At 57.7% G+C, this 18,528-nt stretch carries 14 protein-coding genes, 1 tRNA gene and 1 pseudogene; 7 read left to right on the forward strand and 9 right to left on the reverse strand.

Annotated features, from left to right (window positions below; all coding sequences use genetic code 11):
• Window positions 1-62 precede the first annotated feature (62 nt).
• The 3 genes from CU102_RS02190 (at window position 63) to CU102_RS02200 (ending at window position 3,928) form a co-directional block, all read left to right on the forward strand.
• Window positions 63-1,769, forward strand: coding sequence for a SulP family inorganic anion transporter (locus tag CU102_RS02190; protein ID WP_106709298.1), 1,707 nt, complete (start codon window positions 63-65; stop codon window positions 1,767-1,769).
• A 204-nt stretch (window positions 1,770-1,973) separates the two neighbouring features.
• The gene (locus CU102_RS02195; RefSeq protein WP_245425122.1) at window positions 1,974-3,455 is read left to right on the forward strand and encodes a DUF1254 domain-containing protein; all 1,482 of its coding nucleotides are present in this window, start codon (window positions 1,974-1,976) and stop codon (window positions 3,453-3,455) included.
• Window positions 3,455-3,928 (forward strand): lysozyme inhibitor LprI family protein, encoded by a 474-nt coding sequence (locus tag CU102_RS02200; RefSeq protein WP_342588732.1) that lies wholly within the window; start codon window positions 3,455-3,457, stop codon window positions 3,926-3,928. The genes CU102_RS02195 and CU102_RS02200 overlap by 1 nt, the downstream gene beginning before the upstream one ends.
• A gap of 79 nt (window positions 3,929-4,007) precedes the next feature.
• Here the strand turns inward: CU102_RS02200 and CU102_RS02205 are convergent, their stop codons facing one another.
• The 3 genes from CU102_RS02205 to CU102_RS02215 form a co-directional block, all read right to left on the reverse strand.
• Window positions 4,008-4,478, reverse strand: a complete 471-nt coding sequence (locus CU102_RS02205; protein ID WP_133624357.1) for a hypothetical protein — start codon at window positions 4,476-4,478, stop codon at window positions 4,008-4,010.
• Window positions 4,479-4,691: 213 nt separating this feature from the next.
• Window positions 4,692-4,768: transfer RNA gene (locus CU102_RS02210), tRNA-His, on the reverse strand.
• Between the two features lie 220 nt (window positions 4,769-4,988).
• The gene (locus CU102_RS02215) at window positions 4,989-5,444 is read right to left on the reverse strand and encodes a phasin (RefSeq protein ID WP_106709301.1); all 456 of its coding nucleotides are present in this window, start codon (window positions 5,442-5,444) and stop codon (window positions 4,989-4,991) included.
• 1,209 nt (window positions 5,445-6,653) lie between these two features.
• On the opposite strand from CU102_RS02215, the pseudogene CU102_RS02220 reads away from it, so the two are divergent.
• The 3 genes and pseudogenes from CU102_RS02220 to CU102_RS02230 form a co-directional block, all read left to right on the forward strand.
• Window positions 6,654-9,002 (forward strand): annotated as a pseudogene (locus tag CU102_RS02220) (histidine kinase dimerization/phospho-acceptor domain-containing protein); the annotation flags it as partial.
• Between the two features lie 91 nt (window positions 9,003-9,093).
• Complete coding sequence (locus CU102_RS02225; protein ID WP_106709451.1) at window positions 9,094-9,654, forward strand: NAD(P)H-dependent oxidoreductase; 561 nt, start codon at window positions 9,094-9,096, stop codon at window positions 9,652-9,654.
• A 117-nt stretch (window positions 9,655-9,771) separates the two neighbouring features.
• Window positions 9,772-11,652 (forward strand): AsmA family protein, encoded by a 1,881-nt coding sequence (locus CU102_RS02230; protein WP_106709303.1) that lies wholly within the window; start codon window positions 9,772-9,774, stop codon window positions 11,650-11,652.
• A 508-nt stretch (window positions 11,653-12,160) separates the two neighbouring features.
• On the opposite strand, the gene CU102_RS02235 is transcribed toward CU102_RS02230, so the two are convergent.
• The 6 genes from CU102_RS02235 to CU102_RS29645 all read right to left on the reverse strand — a co-directional run bounded on the left by CU102_RS02235 (window position 12,161) and on the right by CU102_RS29645 (window position 17,560).
• Window positions 12,161-12,979, reverse strand: coding sequence for an ABC transporter permease (locus CU102_RS02235; RefSeq protein WP_106709304.1), 819 nt, complete (start codon window positions 12,977-12,979; stop codon window positions 12,161-12,163).
• Between the two features lies 1 nt (window position 12,980).
• Window positions 12,981-13,892, reverse strand: a complete 912-nt coding sequence (locus CU102_RS02240; protein ID WP_106709452.1) for an ABC transporter permease subunit — start codon at window positions 13,890-13,892, stop codon at window positions 12,981-12,983.
• A gap of 14 nt (window positions 13,893-13,906) precedes the next feature.
• Complete coding sequence (locus CU102_RS02245) at window positions 13,907-15,052, reverse strand: ABC transporter ATP-binding protein (protein WP_106709305.1); 1,146 nt, start codon at window positions 15,050-15,052, stop codon at window positions 13,907-13,909.
• Window positions 15,053-15,119: 67 nt separating this feature from the next.
• Window positions 15,120-16,211 (reverse strand): polyamine ABC transporter substrate-binding protein, encoded by a 1,092-nt coding sequence (locus CU102_RS02250; RefSeq protein WP_106709306.1) that lies wholly within the window; start codon window positions 16,209-16,211, stop codon window positions 15,120-15,122.
• Window positions 16,212-16,386: 175 nt separating this feature from the next.
• Complete coding sequence (locus tag CU102_RS02255) at window positions 16,387-17,322, reverse strand: DMT family transporter (RefSeq protein WP_106709307.1); 936 nt, start codon at window positions 17,320-17,322, stop codon at window positions 16,387-16,389.
• Window positions 17,323-17,404: 82 nt separating this feature from the next.
• The gene (locus CU102_RS29645) at window positions 17,405-17,560 is read right to left on the reverse strand and encodes a hypothetical protein (protein WP_166648287.1); all 156 of its coding nucleotides are present in this window, start codon (window positions 17,558-17,560) and stop codon (window positions 17,405-17,407) included.
• Window positions 17,561-17,655: 95 nt separating this feature from the next.
• Here CU102_RS29645 and CU102_RS02260 point away from each other — a divergent pair, with 95 nt between their 5' ends.
• A complete protein-coding gene (locus CU102_RS02260) occupies window positions 17,656-18,525 on the forward strand; it encodes a LysR family transcriptional regulator (protein WP_106709308.1) in 870 nt (289 codons plus the stop codon).
• Window positions 18,526-18,528 lie beyond the last annotated feature (3 nt).

Below are 18,528 nucleotides of genomic sequence, written 5' to 3' on the forward strand. Positions count from 1 at the left end.
TCTCAACCTGTGTGTTATTTTAGTTAGGCAGCTACACTGCGGACAATAGGGGGCGTTACGTGATGGCATCCCACGGCATGGATCATCCATCCCACCGGCCCGACTTCGGGCTGCGTCCCGACCTGGTCGCGGGCCTCACGGCGGCGGCAGTTGTCCTGCCCAAAGCCATGGCTTATGCGACAGTCGCTGGCCTGCCAGTCAGCGTCGGGCTCTACACGGCCTTTGTTCCGATGATCGTCTATGCCCTTCTGGGCACATCACGGGTCCTGAGCACCAGCTCAACAACGACGCTGGCAATACTCACCGCCGCAGAGCTGGGCATGGTGGTGCCGGACGGAGACCCGGCGAAGCTTATAACAGCGACTGCAACGCTCACGGCCCTGACCGGGGCCCTGCTTATCATGGCCTCTGTCCTTCGTCTCGGGTTCGTTGCAAATCTGATTTCAGCGCCGGTGCTGATCGGCTTCAAGGCCGGCATTGGTCTCGTGATCGTGCTTGATCAGGTGCCGAAGCTTTTCGGCATCCACATAGCAAAAGAGGGTTTTCTTCGCGACGTGCTCAGCCTCATCCAGCATCTTCCGGAGAGTTCCCTTGTCACGCTGGCACTTGGATTGACAGCCCTCGTTTTGCTTCTCATTACGGAGCGCATCTGGCCGCACTCGCCGGCGCCGCTGGCGGTGGTCGCTGCCGGCATCGCCATTTCCTGGTTCGGCAACCTGAGTGGGGCTGGTGTGGCAACAGTCGGCCACATTCCCCAATCATTGCCATCCATAACGCTGCCAACGCCCGACCTCGTGATAATGCTGCTCCCCGGGGCGATCGGCATAGCGCTCATGAGCTTTACAGAGACGATCGCCGCCGGCCGGGCCTTCGCTGCCCCGTCGGAGCCGCCGATCCGGGCGAACCGGGAACTTATCGCCATTGGCGCAGCCAACCTGTCTGGCGCTTTCTTCGGGGCCATGCCGGCTGGTGGCGGGACATCGCAGACCGCGGTGGTGCGCGCCGTCGGAGGGCGGACACAAAAGGCGTCTCTCGTTACCGCTGCGGTCTCGGCGGCAACCATGCTGGCTCTGGCCCCGCTGTTGGGGCTTCTACCGCAGGCCGTGCTCGCGGCCATCGTGATCGTCTATTCGATTGGTCTGATCCAGCCGCTTGAATTCGCGTCGATCCGCAAAGTCCGAACAATGGAATTCCGGTGGGCACTCGCGGCCTTCCTCGGCGTACTCGCGTTCGGTACGCTTCAAGGCATCATCGTTGCGATCGTGCTGTCGCTGCTTGGGCTCTCCAGTCAGGCGGCGCATCCGCGCATCCATGTGATCGGCCGCAAACGGGGCGAGGACCTGCTGCGCCCAATATCGCCAGAGCATCCGGATGACGAGACCTTCGAGGGCCTCCTGATCGTGCGTCCCGAAGGAAGGCTCTTCTTTGCGAACGCCCAGCAGGTCGCCGACCGGATCCGGGAACTCGTTGCTGATCATAAACCAAGAGTCCTTATGCTCGACCTTAGCCGCGTCTTCGATGTTGAGTATTCCGCGCTGCAAATGATGATCGATGGCGAACGCCGCTTCGCGGAAGAGGGAATCTCAATCTGGCTGGCCGGCCTCAATCCGGACGTCCTCGGGTTTATACGAAGGTCAGGCCTTGCCGACCGCGTTGGTGAGGATCGCATGTTTCGTAATGCCGAAGCCGGCCTCCGGCGATATCTCGATACCGCCGCGCCCACGATGGTTACAAGTGCCCCCTCCAAATCAAAGAATGATCAGGCCTGACCGCCGTCGAACTGTCGCACAGGTCGAACGCTTTTCATGAGCCAAGAGTATCGGGAGCAATTCTCGCCTCGTATCATTGCGCATTCAAACTACCCGTTTGGTAACTGTAACGTACTTTCCTTGGCCGTCCCGAAATGTAGCCTTGGTAGCGTTCTCGAATCTACCGGGATCGCAACAGACTTCTTCCAACACATGGAGATGCAATTGCTACGAAAAGACACCAACGGCTTCAAGAGCCTGGCAGTGACCGTTATCGCAATTGCCTTTTCCGGAAGTCTGTCCGCAAGCGCTGATCCAATTGGGCTTTCCCCCAGATGGGGTGCCACGATGCCGACTGGGCCGGTGGCAGGAACACGCATCACATCGGAATATGCGGAACTGGTGGCGCGCGACGCGTTCCTGTGGGCTTGGCCACTCGTGAACATGACCAATCGGCGCATCAAGTTCTCGCAGCTGCCCGAAAACGTCATCTCGGGCGGTGCCCCATTGGCCCCGCTGAACCAATTGACAATGCTGACCGACTATATCGAGCCGGACGAACGCGCAGTGGCTTGCCCCAATCAGGATGTCGTCTACGGAGCTGGTCTGATCGCCCTCGACAAGTCGCCAGTCATTATTCAGGTACCGGATTTCGGTGACCGTTTCTGGGTCTACCAGATTGTCGACCTCAGGACCGACAGCTTTGCGCAGTTGGGGAAGATGTATGGGACACAGCCCGGATTCTACATGCTGGTTGGACCGGACTGGAAGGGCGACACCCCGAAGGGCGTGACCAAAGTATTCCGATCGTCAACCAACACAGGCAATGTCATTCCGCGTGTTTTCCAGGACGATACTGCCGAAGACCGCAAGAGTATCCAGTCCGTCCTCAGCGGCATCATGATGTATCCGCTCGACCAGTTCGACGGCAAGATGAAATCGGTCGATTGGAGCAAGGTGAAGAAGTTGCCTGCCGAAGGCGAAGGGAGTGCCGAGACACCATGGGTACCTGCCAAATCGTTCTTTGACAGCCTGGCCGTCGCGCTTGCCGATGCACCACCCCTGCCTGGTGAGGAAGCACGTTACGCCCAGGTTCTCAGTGTCATCGACGCCGCCAAGTCCGACCCGAAAATCAGGGAGGCAGTGGACAAGGCTGCTGCAGATGCCAACGAACGTCTTGTCGAGCCGCTGTTTGAGTTTCGGAACTACGGACTCCCTCTGCCGCACAACTGGACAACTACATCCAACAACGCGGCCTTCGGGACGGATTATTTCACCCGTACCGCCGTCGCCAAATCCAATATCTTCGTTAACGCCCCAATCGAGACGAAATATTTCTACCAGGACCTGGACAAGGACGGGAAACGGCTGGGCGCGTCGAAGACATACACGGTGACCTTCCCCAAGGGCGAGACGCCACCAGTGAACGGCTTCTGGTCACTGACACTTTACAACGAGCATCATTTCTTCGAGCCGAACGCACTCAAACGCTATTCCGTTGGCACCAAGAACAAGTCTCTCAAATACAACCAAGACGGCTCCCTGACGATCTACGTCCAAGCTGAGCCGCCCAAGAAAGAATTCGAGAGCAACTGGCTGCCAGCCCCGAAAACAGGTGCATTCTCGCTCTATATCCGTGCCTACTGGCCAAAGGTGGAGGTGACGAACGGCGTTTGGTCCCCTCCTGCTGTGGAAACAAACGGATAATGGCCCTCGCATCGATTCTGATCACTCGCGCGGGCTCATGGCTGACTATCTTATGTGGAGAAAGGACTATGATGAGAGCTTTGTTACTGTCGGTTGCCCTGGTTCTGGCAGCGCCTGCGTTTGCTGAGGAAAACTGCGGAGATAAGACGAACCAGACTGACATGAACATTTGTTCGGGCCAGCAGTACAGCAAGGCTGATGATGAGCTGAACAAGGTTTACAAGGAAATCGAAGGCCGGCTGAAGGATGATGCTGACACCAAGAAGCTGCTGGTTGAAGCTCAACGGGGCTGGGTTGGCTTCCGTGATGCCGAATGCGCTTTCTCAAGTTCCACCGTGCAAGGTGGAACGGCCTATCCGTTCATCAGCAATACCTGCCTTGCCGAGATGACCAAAACGCGCATCAACGAGCTCAAGGGTTATCTGCAGTGCAATGAAGGCGATCTGGACTGCCCGGTACCAGCGGCAAACTGATCATCTTAGGTCCGCAAGATGATACCGTGAGCGATCATGGTCATAGGCATGCTACCATTGGTGTGGTTGAAGGATCCCCTTAACCGATCAATGCTGCAAGCCACCGTTTCCGCACAAGCTTGCGGGCCCTGGTTTCAGCGTTGTCCTCGTTCATCTCCGCGTCACCCAAGCTCCACTTTATTTCGAGCGGCGAGCCTAACCACCCTTGACGCGGCACAGTATGCTTTTTGACCAGACCCTTGTGCTGCAGTGAAGCCAGCGCCTGGCGAATGGACACCTCAAGAGCTGGGCTCTTCCAAGCGCGGTCCGCATCGTCGCTCTTGCCATATAGCGTCTCGGATAGAAAAAAATGCAGTTCTCTGGGAGTCCACTCGGACCCCAGGAACGCATCTGAGCGCATGAAGGTAAGAATAGCCTGCTCAACCTCTGCGAGGCCGCGCCCCATAAGCGAAGTGAAAATCCCCCGAAGCCGCAATGACCTGAACTGCAGCGCGATGAGCACTGCCGCATTGCGCACAGGATTTGATGCGTCTGGTGGTGCTGTTGTCATGGTTTCTCTCCCTGGCTCCTCGCCCAGGAGGTATGGAACCAGCAAAGCATGGATAAGTAAAATTTATTATGTTTAATATCATGATAAATTATATTAACTCGCTTAGTGACGCTTGCCTTTTGAAACAGTCCGGGTAGGCAGAGCATGCGGACCATGCTTGCGCGTAAACTGATACAGATACCCGAATTTGAATGATTTGCTGACTTAGCTGAATGGTACGGTCGGGTGGGCTCGAACCACCGACCTCAGGAGCCACAATCCTGCGCTCTAACCAACTGAGCTACGACCGCGTACCGCCAAGTTTTTGACAGGCGTCACATACGGAGGATTGACGCTTTTTGCAAGCACTCGATGCAACAAAGACAAAAACTCACAGAAAAAAGAAAAAGGCCGGAATGGATCCGGCCTTTTCTATTGGTGCGAGAATCCGGTGGGAGGATCCAGAGTCTCGCGTCTCCAACGGCTGGGGGGAAATTGCCGTTGCAGTGTTGCTTGTTGTCAGATGCCTGATTAGGCGACCTTGACATCCTTGATTGCCTTCTCGACAGCCGACTTGACCGGTGCGGAGATTTCTTCAACGGCCTTGGTGGCAACAGCCTGGAATTCCTTGGCCTGGCCGGAGATGGCTTCTGCCTGCTTGCGAACGAATGCGGTCTGCAGTTCGATCACTTCGCCGAAGGACTTTACGCCGATCAGAGCTTCGATATGAGCGAAGCTGGCTTCGGTGTTGGCGCGGAGCGCAGCCAGGGCCTTGAGCGAAAGAGCAGCAGTGTTGGACTGAGCGGTCTCGAAAGTGGTTTCGAGGGTCTTCTGTGCAGCTTCAGCCTGATCCTTGATCTTGGCATAAGCTTCCTTGGATTGAGCAACGCCCTTCTCGGTGAACTCGCGAACCTGGTCGGTTACAGCGGTGGCGTCAAAAGTAGGGATCGAGAACGCATCAGCAGTCTGTTTGGTGGTCTTGCTCATTTTGGTGTCCTTCCTTGGTGCAGACGGTCACTGCCTCTGCAACTGATTTGATAAACGCTATATAATCGAACTTTTTGTGCATTGCAACATTTATTTTGCAGCGCACAATCAAATGCATGTTTCTACATCAAAATTATTATGTGGACGGTTGCGCCGCGGTTGCGGAAGTTAACTAAACCAAGAGAAAGACATGTAAGATAAGGGGCTGTGAGTGGACGAGCGGCGGCTGGATCATTATTAACAAAGTATTAAGACGGCCGCATGAATGCGGTCGATTGCGTAGGTCCACACGACCTGGGGAATGCTGGTTAACATATGGCGTCTGGAACCTACCCATTTATCGACATCGCCGTCCTGGACGAGATCCGCGAGCATTTCGCCAATGGCGACGCGCTTGTTGTCATCTCGCCGGATCTTGCGCGGGTCATCTGGGCCAATGGTCAGGGTGCGTCGATGCTCGGCTATGGATCGATCGACGATATTCTCAACAGCGACAATGTACTCGGGATTCAGGCACGGCGGCAGCTCATGGCGCTCGATGGTTTTCCCGCCATCGGTCATGGACGCACGATAACGCTCCGTGTCGCCTTCGGACTTTCGAGCCGCATTCTGACATTTCAGGCGAGCGATCTTGCCTTGCCGCGCGGCGAGCAGGCCATCCTTCTATCCATCGCCAATACCGACCGGACGAGCTCGGCGGAAAGCACCGCCACACTGGCAATCAAGGGCTTTGGTGACCGGTCTGCCCATGCGGCCATCATCAATTCTGTCGGTGCGGTCATTGCCGCGTCGCAACATTTCCACAGGCTCGGATTCCATGACAAGATCCTCGGCGATCTCGTGCGCGAAGTACGGCTTGAGCGAAACCGGCTGGTAAAGCGCCCGGTGCAAACGGTGAAGGGTGCAGTGCCAACGGGCATAGCGAGGCTGACCGACAGCCCTGCCCTGCATCTGCTGTTTGCCATCGAGCCGGAGGAAGAGCCGGCAGCCGCGGTTGCCAGCGAAGATGCGCCATCCATTGGTGCCAGCTTGCCTCAATCCCCGGAACACCCGGCACCCGGCACCGCCAATAACATCGAGGCCACCCCTCTCGCAGAGGAAAGCGAAGCGTGGACGTCGCTCGCATTTGAACCGGCGAACGAGCACGCGGCTTCCGAGGGGCATTTCGCAAGGGCCCCGGATGGCTTTGAATATACGCCATCGACAGCACCGGTCCGCTTTGCCTGGAAGGTCGATGCGCAGGCCCATTTCAGTGAAATCTCACCGGAATTTGCCGCGGCAGTCGGACCGGCATCGGCTGCGGTCATTGGCAGATCCTTTCGCGATGTCGCCGCGAGTTACGGGCTCGACACCAACGAGGAAATCGCTGAACTTCTGGAACGGCGGGACACCTGGTCGGGCCGCACGGTCTTGTGGCCGATCGAGGGCACCAATCTGCGTGCGCCCATAGAACTGGCCGCATTGCCCATTTATTCGCGCGACCGCGTCTTCATCGGCTTCCGCGGTTTCGGCGTGGTGCGCGTGGGCGACGTGGCCGTCGACCCCAAGGCTGTCGGCATGACATTTGTGGAAGCGCCGGACTCACCGACCGAACAGACGCCTGAGGCAAGGGACGACCAGGCCGTGCCTATGGGGACCGCTGAAGAAGTCGACGCCTTTAACGGGGAAACGCCGGCGATTGCCATCACGCCACGTACTCAGGAACGTCCTGGCGCGCACCTCGAAGGCATCGAGGGCAATGTCATTCCGCTCAAGACGCAGCGGCCGCTGCGTGATGACGGCCGCCTCAACGATGCCGAGCGCAATGCGTTCCGCGAAATTGCCGAACGGTTGCGCCGGGAGGTGCTGAGCGACAATCCGAGAACTGGCCGGGACGCCGAGACGGAGTCGGCCGTGCATGTAACCCAGCAGCCTGTCGCACCAGAGCCGTCTGCCGAGAAGGCGACTATTCCGGACGCCGAGGTCGTTGGCCCGGGATTTGAACCCCAGCAAGCAGCGAAGGCGATCGACGAATCGACAGAGACGACGGCGGCGGAAGCTCCTGCCGGAGACTTTGCCGAACATATCCGGACGCAAGCGCGTCAGGGTGTGGACACGTCCATCCTTGCGGCATTGCCGTTGCCGGTACTGATCCACCGCCATGGCGAGCTCCTTTATGCGAACCCGGCGCTGCTGGAGACAATCCGGTACGAAAGTGCCGGCGCGATCAATGAAGCCGGCGGTTTGAGCACCCTATTCGCCGACGGGCCGGACAGCGATGACGAAGACGAAGGGGGCATGAACCTGCGGCGAAGCGATGGCTCGACAACGCGAGTTCAGGCCCATCTGCAGGCGGTTCGCTGGGATGACAGCGCTGAGAATGGTGAGCGCGCTCTGCTGCTGGCGCTGTCGCCGCAGGTTGCTGCCGGCACCCATTTCGACGAGAGCGAACGGCAATTGCTGCAGACGCGCGTCGACGAGCTCAACGCCATTCTAGATACGGCGACCGATGGTGTCGTATTGCTCGATTCAACTGGCACAATTCGTTCGATCAATCATTCCGCTGCAGCGCTCTTCGGCTACGAACCGGAAGACGTAACTGGCAAGGCCTTCTCGCTGCTGTTCGCCATCGAAAGCCAGCGGGCGGCGATGGATTACCTGAACAGCCTTTCCGACAATGGCGTCGCCAGCCTGCTCAATGACGGGCGTGAGGTTATCGGCCGCGAGGCTCAGGGCCGCTTCATTCCCTTGTTCATGACAATCGGCAAACTCGATGCGTCCAAGGGATATTGCGCCGTGCTGCGCGACATTACCCATTGGAAGCGGGCGGAAGAGGAGCTCGTAAGCGCCAAACGCGAGGCAGAACGGACATCGAGCCAGAAAAGCGAATTCCTTGCCCGGATCAGCCATGAGATCCGCACGCCGCTCAACGCGATCATCGGCTTCTCGGAATTGATGGCGGATGAGAAATTCGGCCCGATCGCCAACGAACGCTATCGCGATTACCTCAATGACATCAGCCGTTCCGGCAATCACGTCCTGTCGCTGGTCAATGATCTTCTGGATATTTCGAAGATCGAGGCCGGTGCAGTGGAAATGGATTTCGAGGCGGTATCGCTCAATGAAGCACTGACGGAAGCCGTTGCGATCATGCAGCCGCAAGCGAACCGCGAGCGGGTCATCATCCGCTCGAGCCTGACATCTCGACTGCCCGACATTGTTGCAGACCATCGTTCGATCACGCAGATCGCGCTGAACCTTTTGTCCAACGCCATCCGCTTTACCGGACCGGGCGGACAGGTCATCGTCTCCACAAGTTATGAAGCGAGCGGCGATGTGCTGCTGCGCGTGCGCGATACTGGTATTGGCATGACCCGGCAGGAAGTCGAGCAGGCATTGCGGCCCTACAAGCAGATCACCACGCCGAAACATGCGCGCAGCGATGGCACGGGCCTTGGCCTGCCGCTGACCAAGGCGATGGCCGAAGCCAATCGCGCAAACTTCACGATCGATTCCACGCCAGGACGCGGGACGATGGTCGAGATAACCTTTCCTTCGACACGCGTACTCGCCGAATAATCCACGAAATCTATAATACGATATATTGATCATCCATTGGAATGATCTTGTCACCCTTGGCATTCTCCAATCAACCAAAGGAGACATGCCAATGCCAAGAACCCTGATCCTCATTTTCCATCCGGATTTCAACAGCTCCCGCGCCAACCGCGCTCTCGCTGATGCAGCCTCGCTGGTTGCCGATACGGAAATCTTCGACGTGCAAGCGGCCTATCCTGACAACAAGATCAACGTGGCCGCCGAAGTCGAGAGGCTGCTTGGCGCCGAGCAGATCGTGTTGCAGTTCCCGATCCAATGGTATTCGGCGCCGCCGATACTGCAGGCGTGGCAGAACGCCGTTCTGACCCGGATGTATTACATCAACTACGAGACCGAAGGCCGGGTGCTGGAGGGCAAGCCGTTAACGGTCGCAGTGACAGCAGGCAATACGGCGCCCGCCTATTCCCTGCACGGCGCGAACCTCTTGCCCCTCGGAGAAATCCTGAACCCGCTGCGCGTGACGGCCAATCGTTGCGGCCTGCCGTGGTCCGAACCATTTGCAGTATATGAGACGATGAAGGCTTCGGACGATGAATTGCGAGAGGCGGGGCGCGCTTATGCCCGCAGACTGGCTTCGCCGAGCACGCAATTGTTACAATATGCAACAATTTGACCTTAAACGGCCCTTAACGACTTGAATTGCCACGCATGATCGCTAAACCGTCAATGACAATGCATAAAAACTCCGCGGGATTAGCGACCTGCGGATTGTGGAGTATCGGAAACGCTCATGTCCTGGTACAGGCCAAGGAACCTTCTCCTAACGATCTTGATGATGGCCCTCGTTGCCGGAGGAGTCCTTGTTGCCCTGCCCTATCTCGTCAGCACCGATCTGATCCGGGCACGGTTGATCCAGGAAATCAGCAACTGGACTGGCTACACCGTCGAATCCCGCCAGTCGCCACAGATATCGTTCTTTCCTGTTTTCAGTGCATCGCTGGGTGATGTGAGCATTCGCAATCCATGGCAGAGCGAGGGCGCGCCGTTCATGCAGGCCGAACGGATCGAAGTCGACCTGTCGCTGCTCTCGGCCCTCGTTGGCAACATCGAATTCACGGAAACCAAGATCGTCAGGCCACGGTTTGTCATTGATGAACCGATCAAGAGCCTGTCGCAAATTGGCGAGTCTCTTGCCAAAAGCGACGGACGGATTGGCGATGTCGTGCGCGAGGCCCGCGCGGCTGTCGAGGCCAATCCAGGGAAACCAGACATGAGTGCCGTGTCATCGCAGCCGTTCGGGCGGGTGCGTCTCGAAGATGCGATGGTCACGTTCAAACGGCCGATCAATGGCGCGGAAGAACAGATATCAAGCATCAGCGGTGTCTTTGACTGGCCACAGACATCCGGTGTCGCCAGTTTCCGCGGTACAGCCATATGGCATGGCGAGGAGACGGAAGTCGATAGTTCCGCTACCAGGGCCTTGCTGCTGCTAGCGGGAGGAACCAGCCCGCTGCAGATGAATCTGAGTTCAACGCCGCTAACACTTTCGTTCAACGGATCGGCCGACATTTCCAAGGACCAGTTCTTTGAAGGAACGTTGTCGCTGACCTCGCCATCGCTGCGCCGAACGCTTGAATGGTCAAGAATGGCGACGATACCGGGGGCGCCAATTGGCAGTTTTACGCTGGACGCATCCGTGTCGGGTTCAGCGAACAGGATGAAACTGGATGGCCTGACGGCGACGCTCAACGACAATCCGGCAAAGGGTGTGATCGAGGTCGTGCTTGATGAGGGAACACCAAGCGTTGCGGGGACACTTGCTTTCGAAACACTGGATCTTCATTCGGTGTTTTCCGGTTTCATGCCCCTGCCTGGTGGCACGACCGCTGCGGATGCCGTGATCGATACGGCTTTCCTCAATCAGCTCAACCTGGACCTGCGTGTTTCAGCTCAGAACGCATCGTTGGGTCCGGTCAATCTTGCCAAGGTGGCGGCAACAGCTCAGATCCGCAACGGAAGGGCCATTTTCGATATTGGCGAGGCATCGGCCTTCGACGGCTCGGTCGCGGCCAGCTTCCAGCTTGCGGACGAAGGCGACGGAGCTGCTCTCGGAGAACTCCGTCTCAACGGCACCGATGTCAACAGCGCTTCCATCGCATCGCTGCTTGGACTGGGAAACCGCTTCGAACTCGGCAAGGGTACGATGTCGCTTGTGCTGAAGGGACCCATATCGCGCTGGTCCACGGCCTTGGCCAGTGCCAAGGGAACATTGAGCATGCGGTTTGGTTCCGGCCAGATTCGCAGCCTCGACTTCAACAGTCTGCTCAGCAAGGCCAAGACCGACCGCTTCTTCAGCCTCAACGAGAAGACGGATGCCTGGCTGGCTTTCGACAGATTGGAAATCAAAGCCAATATCATGGACGGCGTCGCAGCGCTCGATACCGCGCAAATCCAGAACAAGCAGGGCACCCTCAGTTTTGCGGGTATCGTGACGCTGATCGGTAAGAGCCTCGCGCTGACCGGGGATTTCGCGGTACCTGTTGCCGCGCCGGCACCGCCAGAGGGTACTACCGCCGACGCGCCGAAGCCGGAACCGACTTTCAATCACACGCGGTTCTTCATTGGCGGCTCATGGGACAATCCCTTTATTTCGCCAATCGTTTCGCAGTAGGACTGATGCGGAGCTGCGATGGCGATCAAAGGAATTGACCATGTCCAGCTCGCGATGCCCGCCAGCGGCCGGTTGGCCGCGCGGAATTTCTATGGCAGATCGTAGTCACGAGTTCGCAGGACGCCCCGGGACAACCCTTGGAAATAGGATGGAAATCATATACTGTCCTTGGAGCAGGAGGATGAGCTTGCGCCCACCCTCCCGTTCCTAGCAAATGAAATGGACCCGGATAGTGACTTGCCAGCCATTCCGGGTCTTTTCATTTCCAGGGTGATGCTCAGCGGTCTAAACCACATCGCGTCACAAGTTTGAAGGCATGGCCCCTGCCCTGAGGTCGGGGAGGCCCATCTTCCCCGATGCACCGCTGGCCCCGTGCTCCCTGCTCCTGCCCTCAAACTAATCGCGCCTCAACGCCAATCCTGATTTATGGCCGAGTTTGGGGCGAGCGACAACGCACGCAGAGTTGCATCTGCATGCGCTCGAAGGGTTCTGAGGTTGCTACCGATTGCTAGTTTCTGGCGGCCGCCTGTTCGTCGCGCGCCTTCTGAACCTCGCGGCGCTTGTTGGCGATGGATGCAATGATCACACCGACGGCGACAATTGCGATCAGGATGGTGCAGGCGGCGTTGATCTCCGGAGTAACACCGAGCCGGACCTGCGAATAGATGCGCATCGGCAAGGTGGTTGCGCCCGGCCCCGACGTGAAGCTCGAGATAACCAGATCATCGATCGACAGGGTGAAGGCCAGCATCCACCCCGAGACAACGGCCGGCAGGATCACCGGCAATGTGATCCTGAAGAAGGTGGTGACCGGCGTTGCACCCAAATCCATTGCAGCTTCCTCCAGGGAGCGGTCGAAAGTGACCAGCCGCGATTGGACAACGACCGCGACAAAGCACATGGAGAAGGTTATGTGGGCGAGGACCATGGTCCAGATGCCACGGTCGAAGCCAATCGCAACAAACAGCAGCAGCATGGAAAGACCGGTGATGACTTCGGGCATGACCAGCGGCGCGTATATCATTGCCGAGAACAGAAGCCGCCCGCGGAAGCGGGTATAGCGGGTCATGGCCAATGCGCCCAGTGTCCCAAGCACTGTCGCGACTGTAGCCGAGATGAGGCCTACGCGGATCGTTACCCAGGCGGCATCGATGAAGGGCTGATTGTTGAAGAGTGAAACGTACCATTTGGTCGAGAATCCGGCCCAAACCGTCACCAGGCGGGATTCGTTGAAGGAATAGACGACCAGGAGAACGATCGGCAAATAGAGGAATGCGAAGCCGAGAACCAGTGAGACAATATTGAAGCGAGACCAGGTGGTGTTCATGTTATTTCTCGCTTTCCCGTGCACGCGATTCGGCGCGCTGGAACAGCACGATCGGTACGACCAGCAACAACAACAGGACCACGGCAACCGCGGATGAGACCGGCCAGTCGCGGTTTGAGAAGAACTCGCTCCACAGCGTCTTGCCGATCATCAGGGTCTGCGATCCGCCGAGCAGATCAGGAATAACGAATTCGCCGACTGCCGGAATGAACACCAGAAAACAACCGGCAATGACACCGGGCATCGACAGGCGAAAGGTGATTTTCCAGAAGGCGAGGATGGGCGGACAGCCCAAATCCTCCGCAGCCTCAACAAGCGAGTAATCCATCTTTTCCAGTGCCGAATAGATTGGCAGCACGAGGAACGGCAGATAGGAATAGACGATGCCGATAAATACAGCTGTGTTGGTGTTGAGGATGTTCAATGGCGTGTCGATCACATGCGCCCACATCAGGAACTGGTTCAGCAGTCCTTCGGGCTTCAGAATGCCGATCCAGGCATAGACACGGATCAGGAAGCTGGTCCAGAACGGCAGGATGACCAGCATCAGCAGTGTTGGCCTTATCGTGGTCGGCGCGCGCGCCATGCCATAGGCGATGGGGTAGCCGACGATGAGGGTCAGGAGCGTCGATACCGCGGCAATCAGCACGCTTGAAAGATAGGCCTTGTAGTAGAGTGGATCCTCGACCAGCCAGACGTAATTGTCCCATGAGAATTGCGCAAAACTATCCTTCAGCCCCTGCCAACCCGCTGACAAATCGAAAGTCGGCGCATAGGGCGGGATTGACGTCGCCCCTTGCGACAGTGAAATCTTGAAGACGATAATGAAGGGAATGAGGAAGAAGATCAGCAGCCACAGGTAGGGGACCGCGATGACCAGGCGGCTGGCAATTGACGATATCAATCTTTGCATGACATCGCCCTCGTTCACGCGGTCAGAACGATACCGGCGTCGGTATCGAAATTGACCCAGACCATATCGTCATAACCGAGAGGCTCCTCGACCGTGCGCACAGCATTGAGACTGGCCGCCTTGATTATCCTGCCGCTTTCGAGCTTCACGTGGAAAACCGTCATGTCGCCGAAATAGGCAATGTCCCACATTTCGCCGTAGGCGGAATTGATAGATGAATCCGCCGGCTGTTTGCGGCTGATACGGATCTTTTCCGGCCTGATAGCAAAACCGACAGGCTGGCCGATCGTGCAACTTCTCGACGCTTCGGTGCGAATGGTCAAATTTTCAGGAGCGACGGCGATATCGATTTTGCCATTACCTACCGCTGCGGTCGTACCCTCGAACATGTTCACATTGCCAATGAAATCCGCGACAAATTTCGAATTTGGCGCTTCGTAGACTTCCGCTGGCGTCGCCACTTGCATGACCTTGCCCTTGTCCATGACTGCGATGCGATCGGCCATGGTCATTGCCTCTTCCTGATCGTGGGTCACCACCACGAAGGTCAGGCCGAGTTTCATCTGCAGGTCCATCAGTTCGAACTGGGTCTCTTCACGCAGCTTCTTGTCCAGCGCGCCGAGAGGTTCGTCCAGCAGCAAAACCTTCGGACGCTTGGCGACAGCACGAGCCAACGCTACACGCTGGCGCTGGCCGCCGGAGAGCTGGTGCGGCTTGCGTTTGGCGAAGCGTTCAAGCTTGACCAGTTTGAGCATTTCGGCGACGCGAGCTTCGATGTCGCCCTTCTGCATGCCATCCTGCTTGAGGCCGAATGCGATATTGCCCTCGACGGTCATGTGCGGAAACAGTGCATAGGACTGGAACATCATGTTGACCGGGCGCTTGTAGGGCGGGATTCCGCGCATATCCTGGCCGTCGATTTGAATACGGCCGGCCGTTGGCTCCTCGAACCCGGCGAGCATGCGCAAAAGCGTTGACTTGCCGCAGCCGGATGCGCCGAGCAGTGCAAAGAATTCACGATTGTAGATATTCAGGGACAGATCATCGACGGCAGTGAAATCAGCGAATTTCTTGGTGACGTTTTCGATGGCAATGAAGGGCTTTGCTTCCGGATCGTTCCAGGGTGCGAACTTGCGACGAAAACTTCCCAATGATTTCATGAGGTCCCCTGTCTGACTATGCATTACGTGAAAGACCCCGGCATTGGCTGCCGGGGTCTTTTGAGAATTACTGGCCTGTGACTACTTTCGTCCATAGCCGCGTGACCACACGCTGCGTTTTCGTGTCATAAGGCGTCACCGTGAACAGCTTGGCCAGGACCTCCGGCGTTGGATATACCGCCGGATTGTTAAGGATGGCCTTGTCGATCGACGCCTGAGAGGCCTTGTTACCATTGGCATAGGAGACAAAGTCCGTTGCCTTTGCCGCAACCTCAGGCTTCAGGATGTAATTGATGAATTCATGCGCTTCCGCCACGTGCGGCGCATCGGCCGGGATCGCCATGACGTCGAACCACATCTGCGCACCCTGTGCCGGGATGGCGTAGTCGACGTTCACGCCAGCCTTGGCCTCTTCGGCACGCCCTTTGGCCTGGAGGATGTCGCCGGAATAGCCAAGAGCAAGGCAGATATCGCCGTTGGCCAGCGCGTTGATATATTCCGAGGAATGGAACTTGCGCACATAGGGACGGATCGTTTCAAGCAGCGCGCCTGCCTTGGCCAATTCATCCGGATCCTTGCTGTCGGGATTGAGACCCAGATATGCCAGCACCGATGGCAGAACATCGGAGGCGGAATCGAGGATGTGAATACCGCAATCCTTGAACTTCGCCGCGACTTCAGGCTTGAACAGCACGTCCCATGTGGGCTTTTCATCCGACCCGGTGATTTCCTTCATCTTGGCTACATTGTAGCCAAGACCGGTGGTCCCCCACATGTAGTCGACGGCATACTCATTGTCGGGATCATATGTCGCGATGCGCTGATTGATGACATCCCAGGTGTTGGAGAGATTGGGCAGCTTCGACTTGTCGAGCTTCTGGAACACGCCCGCCGCGATCTGCCGCTGCAGGAACGATGCGGTGGGCACAACAACGTCATAGCCTGAGCCGCCGGCAAGGAGCTTGGTTTCAAGAATTTCGTTGCTGTCGAAGGTGTCGTAAACGACCTTGATGCCGGTTTCCTTGGTAAACTCTTCCAGGATGGAAGGGTCGATGTAATCGGACCAGTTATAGACATTGACGACACGCTCCTGAGCCCAAGCCGACGAGGCAAGGCCGAGCGCGAGTGTGGCCGTCAAAAGAACAGACTTTATACCCATTTATGTCTCCATGCTGCCGGCATGCTTACTGTAGCAATGCCGTGGTTCCCGTAGTTGGCCTACCTTTTTAGATTGCGATGACTTCGTCAACTGGCTTGGCGCTGCTCGGTCACCGAATTCTGCAGGATCGTGATCTTTTTGTGCACCGCGATTGAAGCGCCGCCGGCAATACCCGTCAGGCGGGTAAAGCCCGCCTCTGGCGGCGATATTCCCAGCCGAGATGCATAAGCAAAGCGCAAAGGATGATCGCGCCGCCGATGACGGTTCGCGGCGCAGGAACCTCATTGTGCAGGAGCCAGACCCAGACCGGGCCAAGCACCGGCTCGAGCGTGCTGATCAGCGCGGCCAGCGCAGAGGGAATGAGCCGCGCACCACTGACGAACAGCGCAAGGCCGAGTCCGAGATTGACTGCGCCGAGGGCAAAGAGCAGGCCGAAATCGCGTGCACTTGCCGAGAATTGCCTGGCCATAAGCGAGGCGACGACTGCGGCTATGACAACGCCGAGGAAAACGGCCGGAGTCATGCGCAGATGCGCATGACGGCGGGTGATGACGGTAGCTGAGGCAAAGCAGACAGCGATCAGCAGCGCCAGCATGTCACCGATCGGCGAGACCTCGCCATCGAGCGAATCCGACACCATGATGGCGACACCGGCAATGACCACGGCGATGGCGATCCAGGTCGCTGTGCTGACCCTTTCGCGGAACAGCGCCCACGAAATCAACGCCGCAAACAGCGGCACGCCAGCCTGCAACAGCAATACGTTGGCGACGGTCGTATAGGACAACGCGATGATGAAGCAGGATGAGGCGGTGGCAAAGCAGATGGCGACGCCGAGGCCAGCCAGCCCCATGTGCTGAAACAAACGCCAGGTGCCGCGCGGGCCGTCGCGCACCAGCATGAAGCAGAGCAGAAACAGCGCGGCAAAGAACGACCGCCAGAAAACGATGGTCCAGTTGTCCTCCGCCTCGACGAAGCGGGTCAAGGCGCCGCCAGTGCTCCAGGCAATCGCCGCGCCCGCAACGAGCAGGCAGCCGACCGCGACCTCCGAAGAGCTCTTGGCGGGGTTTGGCCCGGTAACAGGCGGCAAGGGGACGGCGGAGATACTCATGCGCGCACAATGCCAAGCTTATATCCGGGGTCAAGAGCGGAACGCGACGAGGGATTGTCGGTTTCGCGGCATGTGTCGTGAGTTAGCTGACAATGGTTCGTATCATGCGCTGGATCTGGATTGAAATCCTGCCCTTACTCCAACCGGAATGCGCGTAGAATTCATCCTCCGTCAACGTGCGCGGCTGATGACCGGCGATTTGCCGAAGCGCGAATGCCCAAAGCAAATAAGCGTCCATGTCTATCTCCAATGAAAAATCACTTGCTGGAGACGCTTAATTTGACCAGAATTTCCGGGAATTCTACCGGCACGACTGAAACGCGTTTTTTGAAAATGAAAAATGAGAACTGGGACGATCTTAAGCTATTTCTTCATGTCGCGCGCGAGGGCGGCCTGACGGGTGCATCGGAGAAGACTGGCGTCAGTCCGGCCACAATAGGACGACGCCTGCTAGCGCTCGAGCGTCACATGGGAAGGGGCCTGTTCGTGCGGCGGCAGACCGGCTACTCGCTGACCCGCGATGGTCAGGCGCTGCTGACACATGTCGTCGCAATGAACGACGTCGCCCAGTCGATTGGCGCCTGGAACGAGCATGTCCACCAACTGCCGGCGGTTCGGATTTCAGCGGGCAGCTGGATGTCGCATTTCATGGCCGTTAATCTGGATCAGTTGTGGACGCCGGCAGATCCTTTTCGCATCTGCTTCAAGACAGCTGAAATCCGGCTTGATCTTGCACATCGCGAGGCCGAGATCGGCATTCGCAACCGCTATCCGGAAGGTAACACCCTCGCCGCCCGGCCCATCGGCGACGTCGCCTACGCGCCCTATTGTGCAAGCCACTTCAACATGGTGCGGGATTGCAATTGGGTCGGCATCGGCGCCGACGATGCCGTGACCCCCTCTGCGCGCTGGTTGCTTGCGCAAAAGGATCTTTGGGTAACGGTCTGGGCAAACACACCGCGCATGCTGCACGACCTGCTGCGCAGCGGTGCAGGGCGAGGCGTGCTCCCTTGTTTCGTGGGCGACGCAGACCCCGCATTGCTGCGTGCCGGGGACGACATCAAGGATCTCTATCACCGGCAATGGATTGTCATGCACAATGACGACCGGCACCGTCCAGAAATCAGAACGCTGGTCGAGCGGCTGGCGCAACTGATCGAGAAACAACAACCGCTGTTCCGGGGACAGAGACCGCGGACTTGAGCG

The organism is Phyllobacterium brassicacearum (genome assembly GCF_003010955.1).
GTDB lineage: Bacteria > Pseudomonadota > Alphaproteobacteria > Rhizobiales > Rhizobiaceae > Phyllobacterium > Phyllobacterium brassicacearum.

What these genes read in the sequence shown, in the direction of transcription:
- CU102_RS02205 (WP_133624357.1), bottom strand. Translation starts at nt 4,478, where the DNA reads ATGACAACAGCACCACCAGACGCATCAAATCCTGTGCGCAATGCGGCA.
- CU102_RS02230 (WP_106709303.1), top strand. Translation starts at nt 9,772, where the DNA reads ATGTCCTGGTACAGGCCAAGGAACCTTCTCCTAACGATCTTGATGATG.
- CU102_RS02235 (WP_106709304.1), bottom strand. Translation starts at nt 12,979, where the DNA reads ATGAACACCACCTGGTCTCGCTTCAATATTGTCTCACTGGTTCTCGGC.
- CU102_RS29645 (WP_166648287.1), bottom strand. Translation starts at nt 17,560, where the DNA reads ATGGACGCTTATTTGCTTTGGGCATTCGCGCTTCGGCAAATCGCCGGT.
- CU102_RS02190 (WP_106709298.1), top strand. Translation starts at nt 63, where the DNA reads ATGGCATCCCACGGCATGGATCATCCATCCCACCGGCCCGACTTCGGG.
- CU102_RS02225 (WP_106709451.1), top strand. Translation starts at nt 9,094, where the DNA reads ATGCCAAGAACCCTGATCCTCATTTTCCATCCGGATTTCAACAGCTCC.
- CU102_RS02250 (WP_106709306.1), bottom strand. Translation starts at nt 16,211, where the DNA reads ATGGGTATAAAGTCTGTTCTTTTGACGGCCACACTCGCGCTCGGCCTT.
- CU102_RS02215 (WP_106709301.1), bottom strand. Translation starts at nt 5,444, where the DNA reads ATGAGCAAGACCACCAAACAGACTGCTGATGCGTTCTCGATCCCTACT.
- CU102_RS02260 (WP_106709308.1), top strand. Translation starts at nt 17,656, where the DNA reads ATGAAAAATGAGAACTGGGACGATCTTAAGCTATTTCTTCATGTCGCG.
- CU102_RS02245 (WP_106709305.1), bottom strand. Translation starts at nt 15,052, where the DNA reads ATGAAATCATTGGGAAGTTTTCGTCGCAAGTTCGCACCCTGGAACGAT.
- CU102_RS02240 (WP_106709452.1), bottom strand. Translation starts at nt 13,892, where the DNA reads ATGCAAAGATTGATATCGTCAATTGCCAGCCGCCTGGTCATCGCGGTC.
- CU102_RS02255 (WP_106709307.1), bottom strand. Translation starts at nt 17,322, where the DNA reads ATGAGTATCTCCGCCGTCCCCTTGCCGCCTGTTACCGGGCCAAACCCC.
- CU102_RS02200 (WP_342588732.1), top strand. Translation starts at nt 3,455, where the DNA reads ATGGCCCTCGCATCGATTCTGATCACTCGCGCGGGCTCATGGCTGACT.